Origin of the sequence: Pseudoalteromonas sp. Isolate6 (genome assembly GCF_022398435.1) — a bacterium.
Classification (GTDB): Bacteria; Pseudomonadota; Gammaproteobacteria; order Enterobacterales; family Alteromonadaceae; genus Pseudoalteromonas; species Pseudoalteromonas galatheae.
The window spans coordinates 15,448-29,391 of record NZ_JAKEVK010000065.1; the positions used below are offsets into that span (position 1 = coordinate 15,448).

14 protein-coding genes are annotated in these 13,944 nt (G+C 44.4%); 6 read left to right on the forward strand and 8 right to left on the reverse strand.

The features are described from left to right. Positions 1–54 precede the first annotated feature (54 nt). From zipA to L1D50_RS11265, 3 genes are all read right to left on the reverse strand, one after another. Entirely contained in the window at positions 55–780 is a 726-nt protein-coding gene (gene zipA, locus L1D50_RS11255; RefSeq protein ID WP_128725312.1) for a cell division protein ZipA, read from the reverse strand. 18 nt (positions 781–798) lie between these two features. Continuing rightward, positions 799–4,188 carry an AAA family ATPase gene (locus L1D50_RS11260; protein ID WP_128725313.1) on the reverse strand — a complete coding sequence of 1,130 codons (3,390 nt, stop codon included), beginning with the start codon at positions 4,186–4,188 and terminating at the stop codon, positions 799–801. Between the two features lie 64 nt (positions 4,189–4,252). Further along, positions 4,253–4,987: an RNA methyltransferase gene (locus L1D50_RS11265; protein WP_193554549.1), complete on the reverse strand. Its 735-nt coding sequence runs from the start codon at positions 4,985–4,987 to the stop codon at positions 4,253–4,255. A 127-nt stretch (positions 4,988–5,114) separates the two neighbouring features. Between L1D50_RS11265 and L1D50_RS11270 the strand changes: the two genes are divergently transcribed. After that, the gene (locus L1D50_RS11270; RefSeq protein WP_128725315.1) at positions 5,115–5,411 is read left to right on the forward strand and encodes a hypothetical protein; all 297 of its coding nucleotides are present in this window, start codon (positions 5,115–5,117) and stop codon (positions 5,409–5,411) included. A 32-nt stretch (positions 5,412–5,443) separates the two neighbouring features. Here L1D50_RS11270 and gpsA read toward each other — a convergent pair whose 3' ends face one another. The 4 genes from gpsA to L1D50_RS11290 all read right to left on the reverse strand — a co-directional run bounded on the left by gpsA (position 5,444) and on the right by L1D50_RS11290 (position 7,729). Continuing rightward, positions 5,444–6,451 carry an NAD(P)H-dependent glycerol-3-phosphate dehydrogenase gene (gene gpsA, locus L1D50_RS11275; RefSeq protein WP_138522683.1) on the reverse strand — a complete coding sequence of 336 codons (1,008 nt, stop codon included), beginning with the start codon at positions 6,449–6,451 and terminating at the stop codon, positions 5,444–5,446. Between the two features lie 3 nt (positions 6,452–6,454). Then, entirely contained in the window at positions 6,455–6,943 is a 489-nt protein-coding gene (gene secB / locus L1D50_RS11280) for a protein-export chaperone SecB (protein ID WP_128725317.1), read from the reverse strand. Positions 6,944–7,027: 84 nt separating this feature from the next. After that, the gene (gene grxC, locus L1D50_RS11285; protein WP_128725343.1) at positions 7,028–7,285 is read right to left on the reverse strand and encodes a glutaredoxin 3; all 258 of its coding nucleotides are present in this window, start codon (positions 7,283–7,285) and stop codon (positions 7,028–7,030) included. Between the two features lie 12 nt (positions 7,286–7,297). Continuing rightward, positions 7,298–7,729, reverse strand: coding sequence for a rhodanese-like domain-containing protein (locus tag L1D50_RS11290; RefSeq protein ID WP_128725318.1), 432 nt, complete (start codon positions 7,727–7,729; stop codon positions 7,298–7,300). 265 nt (positions 7,730–7,994) lie between these two features. Here L1D50_RS11290 and gpmM point away from each other — a divergent pair, with 265 nt between their 5' ends. The 5 genes from gpmM to L1D50_RS11315 all read left to right on the forward strand — a co-directional run bounded on the left by gpmM (position 7,995) and on the right by L1D50_RS11315 (position 13,252). Continuing rightward, entirely contained in the window at positions 7,995–9,536 is a 1,542-nt protein-coding gene (gene gpmM / locus L1D50_RS11295) for a 2,3-bisphosphoglycerate-independent phosphoglycerate mutase (protein WP_128725319.1), read from the forward strand. A gap of 12 nt (positions 9,537–9,548) precedes the next feature. Next, positions 9,549–10,694 carry a peptidoglycan DD-metalloendopeptidase family protein gene (locus L1D50_RS11300; RefSeq protein WP_239966057.1) on the forward strand — a complete coding sequence of 382 codons (1,146 nt, stop codon included), beginning with the start codon at positions 9,549–9,551 and terminating at the stop codon, positions 10,692–10,694. A gap of 38 nt (positions 10,695–10,732) precedes the next feature. Continuing rightward, positions 10,733–11,944, forward strand: coding sequence for a S41 family peptidase (locus L1D50_RS11305; RefSeq protein ID WP_128725321.1), 1,212 nt, complete (start codon positions 10,733–10,735; stop codon positions 11,942–11,944). Positions 11,945–12,025: 81 nt separating this feature from the next. Beyond that, positions 12,026–12,769, forward strand: a complete 744-nt coding sequence (locus L1D50_RS11310) for a divergent polysaccharide deacetylase family protein (protein WP_128725322.1) — start codon at positions 12,026–12,028, stop codon at positions 12,767–12,769. Between the two features lie 9 nt (positions 12,770–12,778). Continuing rightward, complete coding sequence (locus L1D50_RS11315) at positions 12,779–13,252, forward strand: GNAT family N-acetyltransferase (RefSeq protein WP_138522686.1); 474 nt, start codon at positions 12,779–12,781, stop codon at positions 13,250–13,252. 21 nt (positions 13,253–13,273) lie between these two features. On the opposite strand, the gene L1D50_RS11320 is transcribed toward L1D50_RS11315, so the two are convergent. After that, entirely contained in the window at positions 13,274–13,927 is a 654-nt protein-coding gene (locus L1D50_RS11320; protein ID WP_138522688.1) for a DUF2987 domain-containing protein, read from the reverse strand. Positions 13,928–13,944 lie beyond the last annotated feature (17 nt).

Consider the following 13,944-nt stretch of genomic DNA (forward strand, 5'->3'; position numbering starts at 1 on the left):
ACGTAAAAAGCCACCAGCGAATGCCAGTGGCTTAAAAATGACTCTAAGTAGCGATTAAGCGGCGAATTCACGCACTTTTTCAACATAACCACGCACGGCTTCAACCGTTAACGGTTCGCGGTCTTTATCAAGTACAGTTGCGCCAAACTCTTCAGCTAGTTTTTTCGATGCACTGTGAAGCATATTAAATGCAGCCAAGTTATCGCCTTCACAAGGTAAGGTCATAAATAGGCTAATGCCAGCGGTGCTAAATTGCTCCATGTTATCGATATCAAACGTACCTGGGTTGTACATGTTTACCAATCTAAATAACACAGGACCGTTTCCAGACGGCTCTAAATGGCGATTAAAGAAGCCCTCATCAGAATATTTAAATCCAAGGCTTAACACGGCAGGCAATAGCCTTGAACCAGCCATTTTCAGGCCTTCAGGCATGTCAACATGAAGAATAATAAAGTCTTGTGGCTCTATTGCTTTCTTTTCAGGCTCAGCCTCTTCAGATCCACTGCTCTCGGTTTGCACCTCAGTTTCAGGCTCTTCCGTCGCTATAATGCCCTCAGTCGCAGGCTCATCATCCACCGCACTAAAGGTCATCTCTCCAATTTCAGGTTCGTCAGGCTCTTTATCGTGATTCGGCGTTTGCTCTTTGAGTTCATTGGGCTCCTTTTTTGAAGCTTTATCGCTGTTCTTCTTACGAACAGACCAAAGTCCATGTATGAGTAACCCGCCTATGACCAACGCACTGATCACGATTAATGCCCATCTTAACTCTGTGGCCATTGCTCACCTTTTTTGTTGTTATGCCTGTGCCATTTGCACCGCTTGTTCTATATCTACGGCAACCATGCGCGATACCCCGGGTTCTGCCATGGTTACCCCCGTCAGTCTACCCGCCATTTCCATAGCGACCTTATTATGACTGATATAAATAAATTGCACTGTTTGCGACATTTCTTCAACCAAACGACAAAATCGTCCTACGTTTGCGTCATCAAGCGGTGCATCTACTTCATCCAGCATACAGAATGGGGCTGGATTAAGCCTGAATATTGAGAACACCAATGATAATGCGGTCAGCGCTTTTTCTCCACCACTTAACAGATGAATTGTCGAGTTTTTCTTACCAGGCGGCCTTGCCATGATAGAAACACCACTTTCAAGCAGGTCATCGCTAGTCAATTCCAGGTACGCATTTCCCCCGCCAAACACTTTAGGAAATAACTCGGCTAAATCTTCATTCACTTGATTAAAGGTGGCACTGAAGCGGGTTTTGGTCTCTTTATCAATTTTTCTGATCACCGCTTCTAACGTTTCTAACGCATTAGTGAGATCGTCCAGCTGTGTATCTAAATAGGTTTTGCGCGCCTTCGCTTCTTCAAACTCTTCAATTGCGGCTAAGTTCACAGCCCCTAACTTACCAAGATCATTACTCACTCGACTCAAATTAGCTTGATACTGACCCAAGTTTGCATCCTCAGGTAATTGTGCCAGCTCCGCTTTTAGTGTCCGACCAAGCTCCTGTAAGGGTTCAAGTGCCGCTTGTGCTTTAATCATCAAGCTTTGCTCTTCAAGTTTCACTTGTTGCAAAGACTCATTGAGTTTACTCACTTCGCCTTGTGCATCTTTTAATGCCGCTTGTTTTTGGGAGAGGTTTTCCTTAGCTTGGTTGAGCGTATCCAACATCGTTTGCTTTTGCGCTTTGGCTTCTAGATGTTGGACGAGCAATAATTCTATGTCTTTATGCGCCTCCGCGAGCGGCTCTTCACAAAGCAAAATATCTGCTTGCGTTTGCTCGATGCGCTGGTTTATTTCATCGCGACGATGTTGCAAGTGTTCCAACTTAGAATTGCTGAGCTGTAGTTCACTTTCTGCCTGCTGCGATGCAAGTTTTGTAGTATGAACTAATTGCTGCGCGTCTTGTAATGCGGCGCGCCGAGATTGACTATGTTGTTTAAACTCGGCCAACTTAGCCTCGGCCAGTTGTTGTTTTTGTTGTACTTTCGCTAGCAACTCATCACGTTGTAATTGCTGTTCAGTATCAAGTTCAAGTTGTTCAATGACCTCGCTTCGTTCTTGAGCAATGGCATCAAGCTGTTCTTGAATTTTTTGTCCTTGCTCACGCCAAGCGCTCAGATTCTCATCCAGCATTTCAATTTTGGTTTTATGGCTGGCGATTGCTTGTGCTTTTTCGTGAACGCATTGCTGTGTTTCTAATAAGTCAGCTTGTGTGTCTTCAAGGGCAATACGCTTTTGTGCTACAACCTGCTCAGCCTCTTCGGCGAGTTGTTGCAAATGAGGAAGCTGAGTATGGCATGACTGCAATTGGGCATAGCGTTTTAATGCGCCACTCTCTTCATTGCTTTTCGCCTTGGCCTTAAAGTTATCCCCCACAATAATGCCACTGACCGTCACGCCGAGAAGGAATTGTTCACACGATTGAAAGTCTGTAGATTCAGCACATAATTTTATTTTAGTTAAAAAGCTGGGGAACAGTCCTGAGCTTATTTTTGTCGCGACGGAATCAACGGGAACTTCGAGTTCAATGGGCCATAGCGTATTCATTTCGCTTTGCTCAACGACTAAATGCGTCAACCCAAGCAGTGCCGCTTCCACGCATTCTTCATACCCTGACTCAACAACAAGTTGCGATAACATAGTCGCAGCAGAAGCCTCCGACGCTTCATCTGCCCAGCGTGATAACGCTTTTATTTCAGATTGCACTTCTTGTAGCGCCTGAAGCGCTTTTTGAGCATGAGTCTGCGCCTGTAAGATTTCTTCTTTATTGGTTTGCTCTTGGCCTTGCAACTTACCAGCTTGGCTTTGTAATTTGGCCATCGCTTGAACTAGCTGATGATGTGCATCCTGAGCTTCAATCAAGTCACTTTCCAACATAGATGCGTGATGCGTATCAGCCTGTTCCAGCAGCTCAGCCTGACGCTTATCTACGTGCAGTTTAGCTTGCTGTTGTTGCGCTAATTGGCTTGCCCCTTGCTGTACCTGAGCATGTATTTGTTGGTACTGCTTCTGTGCGCCACTATACTGCGCTTCTAACTGAGCCAGCTCTGTGTCACTTTGCTCATTTGTGAGTTGAATTTCTTCCAGTTGCAATAGCGCAATTTCAAGTCGTTCAGAAACTTCAGCGACTTTTTCTGCGCTGCTCGCCACATACTCGGCTTGCTCGTCTTGCGCCTCAATTACTTCTTGCTGTTGTGATTTCAGTATTTGAGACTGCTCAATTAGCAGACGCTTTTTATCTGTTAGATTGACTTTCTGTTGCTCAAGCGTTGCCAACTGGGTTTCAATTCGGTGCACGCTATGTTGTGCTTGCTCATAGCCATCATTGAAATGCTTAATTTCATGTTCTAGCGTTGCCAAAATGCTGTCATGGCCACTGTGAGCTTCATTAAAAAATGCTAATTTCTCATTGAGTTTGGCAATTTCTTTGGCTTTGATTGCCTGCTTTTGCTCAAGGCTTTGCCATTTTAAAATTGCTATCCACGACTTTAGGTCTCGCTCTTGCGACTTTAAAGACTTATATTCGCTCGCCTGTTGTGCTTGAAGTGCCAGTTTATCTAGCTGACTCTGTAGCTCTTGCCTAACATCGAGCAAACGCTCCATGTTTTCGCGGGTACTCTTGATGCGAGTTTGGGTTTCTCGTCGACGCTCTTTATATTTTGAAATTCCGGCGGCTTCTTCTAAAAAAACTCTTAACTCTTGCGGCTTACTTTCAATCAAGCGCGAGATCATTCCTTGCTCAATGATTGCGTAACTGCGAGGACCTAGGCCAGTACCTAAAAAGATATCTGTGATATCGCGCTTACGGCACTTACTACCATTTAAAAAATAAAGAGATTGGCCATCGCGCGTTACTAAGCGCTTAATGGCAATTTGATTACGATCTGCAAACGTGCCGGGCAACCGGCCTTGAGTATTATCAAAAATCAGTTCTACAGAAGCTTGCGAGATAGGTTTACGTTTGGTTGAACCATTAAAAATAACGTCTGTCATGGCATCGCCACGGAGGTTTTTCGCAGAGCTTTCTCCCAGCACCCAGCGAACCGCATCAATAACATTAGACTTACCACAGCCGTTTGGCCCAACCACACATGTCATCTGGTCAGGAAACGGGATCTTGGTTGGCTCTACGAAAGATTTAAAGCCGGCCAGTTTGATGCTACTCAGTCGCATAGCTTATTATTGTTGTTCGCGGTTACTTTTGAGAATAAGACAATTCATTAGTAAGATCTATGCGTTAGCAATGACAGCGTTTAATATTATCCAGAATGATCCCAGTAGCCATCGCCACATTTAATGACTCAGCACCACCAAACGCAGGAATAGTCACCTTTTTATTGATGTGAGCCGCTATGGTATCGCTAATACCATGAGACTCGCTGCCCATTACCAACACGGCATTACGACTAAATTGACACTGATGCACACTTTCACCACCAAGGAATGCACCATAGCACTCGCCTTGATATTGCTTTAAAAAGGCCTCAAGATCGGTTCTCACCACATTAACACGCACAAATGAGCCCATGGTGGCACTGATCACTTTAGGGTTAAATTGATCGGCGCAGTTTTCGCTCACCACAAGCTGCGTCAATCCATACCAATCAGCAAGACGAATAATGGTACCGAGATTACCTGGGTCTGAGACTCCATCTAATGCTAACACTAACCCAGCAGTATTAATTTCTTCTGCCGGCGGCATTGCAACGACCGCTATCGCTGCATTATTTGACACTAAAGTGCTCACCTTACTCAGCACTTCCTCTTCTGCTTCGACACAGGCAATATTAACGAGTTTGGATTTATACTTTGTCATGAACTCATTGGTCGCGAACAGCTGTTCAACGGCCAACCCAGCATCAACTAACTCAATCACATTCTTCTCGCCTTGTACCAAATACAGGCCATGTTGTTTGCGATATTTTTTTTGCCCTAAAGCACGAAGTAGTTTTTGTTGATTCTTGGAGATCATGTGCACCTCAAAAGTTGGATTTATCATTATACCTGTTCAGTATCAGATAAAAAGCGTTTCCACGAGGCATTAAGCTAAGAAATTATGTTATCTTGTGCCGAATGACACACAAGGCATAGAGGTAATCATGTCACCTGAGCTAACGCTTATTTTACTCAATTTTATTCTCCTTTTTGTGGCCTACGTATTCGTTTACCCAAAGTTAAAAGAGAAAAGCCTCGCCAGTATCAGCAAACAAGATTTATTGGTTACTGCGGTTTCTTTAGTCGTGTCTGGAAGTTTGTACTATGGCAAGGGTATCGAATTTTCGTTAGTGTTTTTTGAGAGTAACTGGGTGGTGTTTACGATTGTCGCATTTAGCGTGATTGAAATCCCATTTCTACTGTGGTTTAAGCGTCGCTATAACATGAAGTTTGGAGAGTAATAGAGAGGTAACTACGCCTCTCTATTCGCTTATCACTCAGCTCGCTTTTCGCGACCGAGTAACGCCATTGCGGCTTCTTTCACATCTTTTTGCTCATAAAGCACTTGATAGATCTGCTCAGTGATAGGCATTTCAATACCAGTGCGTTTGGCAAGTAGATAAACTTCTTTGGTATTACGATAGCCTTCAACCACTTGACCAATACTCGACATCGCCTCATCGACCGACTTTCCCGAGCCAAGCGCAAGACCAAAGCGGCGATTACGCGACTGGTTATCCGTACAAGTGAGAATCAGATCACCAAGCCCTGCCATACCCATAAAGGTTTCAGAGCGCGCGCCTAACGCACACCCTAAACGACAAAGTTCAGCGAGTCCTCGGGTGATAAGCGCCGTTCTGGCATTCGCACCAAAACCAAAGCCGTCAGACATGCCCGCGCCAATTGCGATAACGTTTTTAACTGCGCCACCGAGCTGAATACCAATAAAGTCTTCGTTGCTATAGACCCGAAACGAGCGGCCGCAATGTAACAGCTCTGCGAGCTCTTCACGAAATTTTGCACAAACCGAAGACACAGAAATAGCAGTGGGTAATCCCGCGGCCATTTCTTTTGCAAAAGTAGGTCCACTTAGCACCGCCAGCGGCACATCGTCACCTAACACATCCAGTGCAACTTCTTGCAATAGTCGCCCAGTATTTGGTTCAAGCCCCTTGGTTGCCCAAGCTACTTTTGCATTCTCAAGTAGCATAGGTTTAATCTTCTTCAAGGTGTCTGCAAACGCGTGACTTGGCACAACCACCAAAATACGCTCGCTAGACTTAACAGCCGTTTCTAAATCGGCCTCAAGTTCAAGCGTGTTTGGAAACTGGATGTCAGGAAGATAACGTTGGTTTTTGCGCTCAGCTGCTAGCGCCTCAACGTGTTCGCTATTGCGTCCCCACAGTGTCACTTGATGACCATTTCGGGCGAAACAAATAGCAAGGGCGGTGCCATAAGACCCCGCCCCTAATACAGTTACAGCTGATTTTGCTGTACTCATCAATTATGCGTCAGCAGTTTGCTCAGGCTGTGCTTGAGCCGCACGTTGCTGCATATACTGAGCGAATAATGCGTCAAAGTTAACTGGCGCAAGGTTTAACTGCGGGAAAGTACCACGGTTAACTAGACTAGCTACCGCTTCACGCGCATAAGGGAATAGGATGTTAGGGCAGAATGCGCCTAGCATGTGTGCCATTTGCATTTCTTCAAGATCTGCAATGGCAAAGATACCAGCTTGTTGGATTTCACATAGGAATGCAGTTTCTTCACCAATCGTTGCCGTTACTGTTAGTGCTAGAACAACTTCAAATACGTTTTCATCAAGCTTTGCTGAACGCGTGTCCATGTCTAGCTTAACTTCTGGTGTCCACTCTTTCTGGAAGATACCTGGTGAGTTTGGCGTTTCAAACGATACATCTTTAGTGTAGATACGTTGAATGTTGAACTGAGCGCCTTCTTGTTGTTGTTCTGCTGCTTGGTTTTGTTCTGCCATGATAATTTCCTAAATTCTGTTGTGATCCTGCTAAATTCTTAGCAGTCATTATAAAAAGTAAGCTGAGCTAAAGCTCAATCAATCTTATGCTTGTAATAGCTTATCGAGTTCGCCTTGCGCTTCAAGCGCCATCATATCGTCGCAACCACCAATATGGCGCTCAGCGATAAAGATTTGTGGAACGGTATAGCTACCGTTGGCTTTTTCGATCATCTCGTCACGAAGCTCAGGCTGTGCGCCAATATCATACTCTGTGTATGTGACACCTTTTGCATCTAATAATGCTTTTGCGCGATGACAAAATGGACAATAGTCTTTGGTATAAATTACGACTTGGCTCATCATAGACCTCAGTTATTTTCCGTTAGAGATTGGTAAACCCGCACTTTGCCATGCGCCAATACCACCTGATAATACGAACACTTGCCCGAATCCAGCTTTGTGCATGTTATCAGCAACAGCAGATGCCGTCATACCTGTGTTACAGACCAATATAATGGGCTTAGATTTATGTTTTTCAAGACCAGCAAAATCTTTTTGCTTGAGTTTTTCCGCACTCACCTGCTCAGAACCTGCAATGTGACCTTGGTTAAACTCTTTTGCTGCACGCATATCGAGTACCTGACCATCTTGGCGGTTAACTAGCATGGTTAGCTGCTGAGGATTAATTTGTCTAATTTTCGAAAACTTACTCTTAAACCAACTACTCACTAACATCGCGGCTAACACAACCCAAATGATGCTAAGTACCGGATGGTTACCTAAAAACGCAACGTATTGTTCCATTAATTTATCAACCAAAAATTATTAAACGATAAAGTGGCAGCAAGTATACCTGCTTTATTCTCGACAAAACAGACTTGTTCAACATGAGCAAATATCAATCTCAAAGTTGATAATTCATCACTGTGGGGCTGAATATTCATACAAAAAAAGGTATTCTACTTGTCAGCAACCAGAGCAAACTTATAGTGACGCTGCAAAGCTCGGCATTGTAGCGCTTGTTATAAGATTTCAACATCGTGCCTAATTCAGGATTTCAGGAGCGCAAATGACAGCTAAGAAAAAGCCATTGGTATTAATGATTTTAGACGGTTGGGGCTATCGCGAAGAAAGCGAGAGCAATGCTATTTTAGCAGCCAATACCCCAGTATTAGATGAACTATGGCGCTCTGCTCCGCACACCTTGATTTCAGGTTCAGGTCTTGATGTTGGTCTGCCTGATGGGCAAATGGGGAATTCCGAAGTTGGCCACGTTAACCTCGGCGCGGGGCGTGTGGTTTATCAAGACTTCACGCGGATCACTAAAGCGATTGATGATGGTGAGTTTGAGCACAACCCAGCTCTGGTTGAGAACATAGACAAAGCAGTAGCAAAAGGTAAAGCCGTTCACCTGATGGGATTATTGAGCCCAGGTGGCGTTCACAGTCATGAAGACCACATAGTTGCGGCAATTAAATTAGCAGCTGAGCGCGGTGCAACCGTTTATTTGCACGCATTTTTGGATGGCCGCGATACACCACCTCGCAGCGCACAGGCGTCAATTGAAAAAATGGAAGCTTTGATGCAGTCACTCAATTGTGGCCGACTAGCGTCTATTATTGGTCGCTACTATGCTATGGACCGTGACAATCGTTGGGACCGCGTCGAGTCTGCATACAACCTGATGGTAAGTGGCGACGCTGATTTTACTTATAGTAATGGCGTTGAAGCGCTACAAGCAGCTTACGCGCGTGATGAAAACGATGAGTTTGTTAAAGCATCGGTGATCACCGAAGAAGGGCAACCAGCCGCTACTATCAATGATGGCGATACGGTTATCTTTATGAACTTCCGTGCAGACCGAGCGCGCCAAATGACCCGTGCTTTTGTTGATGCTGACTTTAACGGCTTCGAAAAACGTAAAGCACCGGACCTAAGTGCGTTTGTTATGATGACTGAGTACGCTGCCGACATCAAAGCCCCTATCGCTTTTGCGCCTGAAGCATTGGTTAACGTGCTAGGTGAATGGCTAGCTAAGCACAACAAAACTCAGCTGCGTATTTCAGAAACGGAAAAATATGCTCATGTCACTTTCTTCTTTAGCGGCGGTCGCGAAGATCTCTTTGAAGGTGAAAAACGTGAACTCATTCCTTCTCCACAGGTTGCCACTTACGACTTACAGCCAGAGATGAACTCAGAAATGCTAACTGATAAGTTAGTTGAAGCAATTCATAGCGGTGAATTTGACGTGATTATCTGTAACTACCCAAATGGTGACATGGTTGGGCACTCTGGTGTATTCGAAGCTGCTGTAAAAGCATGTGAAGCCGTTGATAAGTGTATCGGTCGTGTTGTTGCTGCGCTAAAAGAAAGCGGTGGCGAAGCTCTTATTACCGCTGATCACGGCAATGCAGAGCAAATGCTTAACCCTAAAACAGGTCAAGCTCATACCGCTCACACCAGCGAGCCTGTACCATTTATTTATGTAGGTCGTGATGCAGAGCCACAAGCAGGAAAAGCACTAAGCGATGTTGCACCAACAATGCTGCATTTACTCGGTATGGAGCAGCCTAGCGAGATGACTGGCACTCCAATTATGCGTTTAAAATAACGGCCTGCCTGTATGCCGTTAAAAACGACATTTCACTATGCTGCACTTTTCGGTGCAGCGTTACTCATGGCAACAGCGCCCGCTGTTGCCAACGAATCTAGAACCAAACAAGACTTAAACGAAGTCCAGCAACAGCTTAAAGCTAGCCAACAAGCATTAGAAAAGCAGCGCGGTGAAATTAATCGTCACGAAACGAAGCTCAAAGCCTTTGAACTTGATATTGCCAAAAGTGCCAAAGCAATCTCACTCACAGAAGTAGGGATCAAAGAAAACCAAACTGAGCAGGCTGAACTTAAAAAGCAAGAAAGCACGCTGCTAAACGACAAGAAAAAATTTGAAAAGATCCTCGCGGCTCAGCTAAAAAGTGCCTACATGACAGGCTCTCATGATTATTCCAGAATGTTACTTAATCAAGAGCATGCCACAAAGCTAGAGCGCACCATTGCCTATTATGATTACCTAAATAAAGCACGGATTAAACAGCTCGAACAACTGAAATCTATCGGCAAAGAATTGGCACAGACTCAAGCAGAGTTAGCACGAACACAAGCACGCTTAGAAGCGCTACAAAACCATCAGAACGAACGCTTGGAAGCGCTCAAAAAGGCGCAGCAAGAACGTCAAAACCAGCTTGCAAACCTAAATAACAAACTCAGTGAAACACGCTCTGCTATCGCATATTTAAAAGAAAATGAGCAAACCTTAATCCAAACCTTAGAAGAGCTTGCCAAGGCCCAGAGAGAAGCCGAAGTACGCTTAGATGGGTTAGCCAAACTCAAAGGCAAAATGAGTTTACCGACCAGAGGCCGAATTAAGCATAAATTCGGCCAAAGCAAGCATGCTGGAATGAATTGGAAGGGTGTTCTCATTGGTGCAAAAGAAGGTGCTGAAATTGCGAGTGTCGCTCCCGGTCAAGTCGTATATGCAGATTGGTTAAACGGCTTTGGCTGGGTTATTGTGCTCGACCATGGTCATGGTTTTATGAGCCTATATGGCCACGCACAAACGCTGCTTCGCGATGTTGGCGATCAAGTTCGCAGTGGTGAAGTGATCGCTTTGGTAGGACAAAGCGGCGGACAAAGAGATTCTGGTCTATACTTTGAGATACGGCATAAGGGAAGCGCTGTAGATCCGATAAAATGGTGCAGATCCAGTTAACTGAATAACCCGTGCTGCGCCTTGATGAGGAGCAGCACATGAATAGACAAACCCGGTTTTACGCGCTTGCAGCGCGCTATGTTGCATTATTAAGCTTCCTGCTTTTGTTAAGTTTTAGCGCTTTTAGTCACGCGTCGACACAAAAGTTTTCGGCTCAAGAAATCGATGAAATCCTGTATCATATTCACACCTATTACGTTGAAGACTTGCCTCTGAGCCGTTATAACGCAGGCAACCTGTCGAGCCTTTTTGATAATTTAGATCCCTACTCTAAATACCTCAACGAGGAAGACTTGGAATCCATCTTCAGTGCAGCAAATGGACGCTACACGGGGCTTGGTATCGAAGTCGAGGAACAAGATAATTACGTGATTATTTTAGATACTCTGCCCAATTCACCTGCGGATCAAGCCGGAATAGAGAGCGGTGATAAACTCCATGCAATCAATGGGGCTAATGTCGTGGGTAAATCGATAGAAGAAGTGTCTGCCCTACTCAAAGCTGCAAATAAAAATCTCATCAATTTAGTGGTATTAAGACAAGACGAGCTGGTTGCACTTGAGCTTAAACGTCAAGAGATAGTCATCGAAAGTGTCGCTAGTAAACTCTTAAATGACGGTACCGGTTTTTTAAGCGTCAACAGCTTTAATCACCACACCTATCATGATGTAGCAAGACAAATAAACCGACTACAAGTACAGTTAGGCAGTCCATTAAAAAAGCTGGTTATTGATTTACGTGACAATCCGGGTGGCACACTTAATAGTGCAGTGGCAATCTCAGATCTTTTTTTAGATAGTGGCACAATCGTCACAACCAAAGGTCGCTTCTATGACGCCAATCAGGCGTACATTGCAAAGCGAGGAGATATTTTAAATGGTGCGCCTATTTTGGTATTAATCAATAATCGTTCCGCTTCAGCGGCCGAGATCTTAGCCGCCGCACTTAAAGATAATAAACGTGCCTTAGTCGTTGGCTTACGCTCTTATGGTAAAGGCTCGGTTCAATCCTTGATCCCGATTGGCAATGGTACTACTGCATTAAAGTTAACGACAGCGAGATACTACACACCAGCAGGTACATCAATTGAAGGTAAAGGTATAGAGCCCGATGTATATTTTACCAAACAAGCGCTTTCCCTGCTCGATAAAAGCGCTATAATCACTGGTGAAGAATCAATCAAAACAACCGGTATTGAACAGCTAGCATCGCATTGGCCAAAGGCGCTGGCGTTAGTTCAATCACAGTAAATAAAAAGCGGTCCTGTAGGGCTGTAAACTATAATAATAATTTGTGTGCTAAAAAAAATAATCGGGATAATACTGGCGTGCATGACCTTTGCAGTGCCGGCAAAACAGTTTGCCATTGTTATAGACGACATTGGCAATCACCAACGTGACTTGGAGTTACTGTCTTTACCGGGTGGGATCACTTTTTCGATCCTGCCCCACACGCCTTTTTCTCAACAATTTGCCTTTGCAGCCAGCCGCCAACAACGCGAGCTTTTATTACATGTGCCAATGCAGGCACAAGACTCGGAAAAGGCGCTTGGTCCGGGCGCATTAACCACCGATATGGAAAAATGGCAGTTGCAAATGACACTTGGCAACGCGCTGTCGACGCTGCCCCAAGTTAAAGGCGTAAACAATCACATGGGCTCAGCACTAACCGAACAAATAGAGCCAATGAAATGGACTATGGAAATATTAAAAAAGCGCGGATTATACTTTTTAGATAGTCGCACCACTAGCCACAGCCAAGCCCAATATGCAGCCAACCTTTACGGCGTGAAAAACGTCGCTCGACAGGTCTTTCTAGACAATGACATATCCACAGAGGCACTTAACGAGCAGTGGCAGCATATGCTTAAACTACTTGATAATCATGAGCATGTGATTATTATTGCACACCCATATAAGGAAACTGCCGCATTTCTTGCAACCAAGTTAGCAGAACTTGAAAGTACTGATGCCAAACTGGTTCCGGTGTCTCAACTGATTGAACAAAAATACGTACGACTTGCAGAAATTGCAGAGCAACCTGCTATTTCCGGACAATTACGACTCCAAGAATAAAGGCTAACAATGATTATCATCAGACCGTTTCAAAGCGGCGAAGAAGCCGCGCTACACAAGCTTATGTTTGACACAATACGCTCGGTAAATATACAGCATTACTCCGATAAGCAAGTTAATGCATGGGCACATAGCGATATTGCCGAGAAAGGCTGGCAAGACCGATTAAGGAGCAATCAACCCCTTGTCGCCGTGCTAAATGGTAAAATTGTTGGCTTTGCCGATATCCAAGCCGACGGTCTTATTGATCACTTTTTTTGCCATGCCGAACATCAAGGCCAAGGCATAGGTAAAGCACTTATGCTCGCACTTTTAGAACACAGCAAAACAACCAACACAACGCGCTTATTTTCCCATGTTAGCAAAACGGCTAAACCTTTCTTTGAACATTTTGGTTTCCGAGTGATAAAGGAGCAACAAGTGAGCGTTCGTGGCGAAGTGTTAACCAATTACCTAATGGAAAAGGATATGCCCGCCTGCTAGCAAGCATACGGGCTACCTTCCCTAGTCAATGGGCGCAAACTGCGTTGGTAAAGCACTAAATTGCAAAGATGGATTTAGCTTCATCCACTTTTTCTTATTAGGGATTTGGATCTTAAACTCATCATCGGTTACAAACTTGTGGGTTTTACCTGTTGCATCCACAAACTGAATTGATGCAGGTTCGGTAAATGTAAACTCTAGTTCATCAAAGCTTGGAGCAAACCAAGACAAGCTACCAGCCATCAACTCAACAAAAGCGTCCATGTCTTCTAAAAGGATGAATAAATCGCGATACATAACCTGCTGCTTAGTCAACGGCGCTATATCCGTATTGACCATAATCGCAACGGCGTCTTTTTCTTGATTGATTACTAAGTTGACTTTATCTGCGCGTGACTGCGATAAAATAGGTAAATCAATATTGCCGTCTTTATCTATGATACCGTTGGCAATGATCTTGCCATCTTGCTCCAACCAAAGTTTAACATCCTCTAACGCGATATCAGGCTGCTTCACTTCCACTGTAAATTTAGACAAGATATATTGCGACTGCGCTTTGTTGACAATTAAATCTAGAATTTGATTAATTTCTCCATATTCAACACTTCGCTCTGCTGCAAAAACAGAATTACAAAGCAAGCTCACGACAGCACCTAACATCAACAATTTTTTCATTGGGTTATCCTTTTAAT

Bases quoted from the DNA above. Each gene is read 5' to 3' on its own strand.
- gpsA (WP_138522683.1), bottom strand. From the start codon at position 6,451: ATGAGTACAGCAAAATCAGCTGTAACTGTATTAGGGGCGGGGTCTTAT.
- L1D50_RS11265 (WP_193554549.1), bottom strand. From the start codon at position 4,987: ATGATCTCCAAGAATCAACAAAAACTACTTCGTGCTTTAGGGCAAAAA.
- L1D50_RS11300 (WP_239966057.1), top strand. From the start codon at position 9,549: ATGCCGTTAAAAACGACATTTCACTATGCTGCACTTTTCGGTGCAGCG.
- gpmM (WP_128725319.1), top strand. From the start codon at position 7,995: ATGACAGCTAAGAAAAAGCCATTGGTATTAATGATTTTAGACGGTTGG.
- L1D50_RS11270 (WP_128725315.1), top strand. From the start codon at position 5,115: ATGTCACCTGAGCTAACGCTTATTTTACTCAATTTTATTCTCCTTTTT.
- L1D50_RS11290 (WP_128725318.1), bottom strand. From the start codon at position 7,729: ATGGAACAATACGTTGCGTTTTTAGGTAACCATCCGGTACTTAGCATC.
- L1D50_RS11260 (WP_128725313.1), bottom strand. From the start codon at position 4,188: ATGCGACTGAGTAGCATCAAACTGGCCGGCTTTAAATCTTTCGTAGAG.
- L1D50_RS11315 (WP_138522686.1), top strand. From the start codon at position 12,779: ATGATTATCATCAGACCGTTTCAAAGCGGCGAAGAAGCCGCGCTACAC.
- L1D50_RS11310 (WP_128725322.1), top strand. From the start codon at position 12,026: ATGACCTTTGCAGTGCCGGCAAAACAGTTTGCCATTGTTATAGACGAC.
- grxC (WP_128725343.1), bottom strand. From the start codon at position 7,285: ATGAGCCAAGTCGTAATTTATACCAAAGACTATTGTCCATTTTGTCAT.
- zipA (WP_128725312.1), bottom strand. From the start codon at position 780: ATGGCCACAGAGTTAAGATGGGCATTAATCGTGATCAGTGCGTTGGTC.
- L1D50_RS11305 (WP_128725321.1), top strand. From the start codon at position 10,733: ATGAATAGACAAACCCGGTTTTACGCGCTTGCAGCGCGCTATGTTGCA.
- secB (WP_128725317.1), bottom strand. From the start codon at position 6,943: ATGGCAGAACAAAACCAAGCAGCAGAACAACAACAAGAAGGCGCTCAG.
- L1D50_RS11320 (WP_138522688.1), bottom strand. From the start codon at position 13,927: ATGAAAAAATTGTTGATGTTAGGTGCTGTCGTGAGCTTGCTTTGTAAT.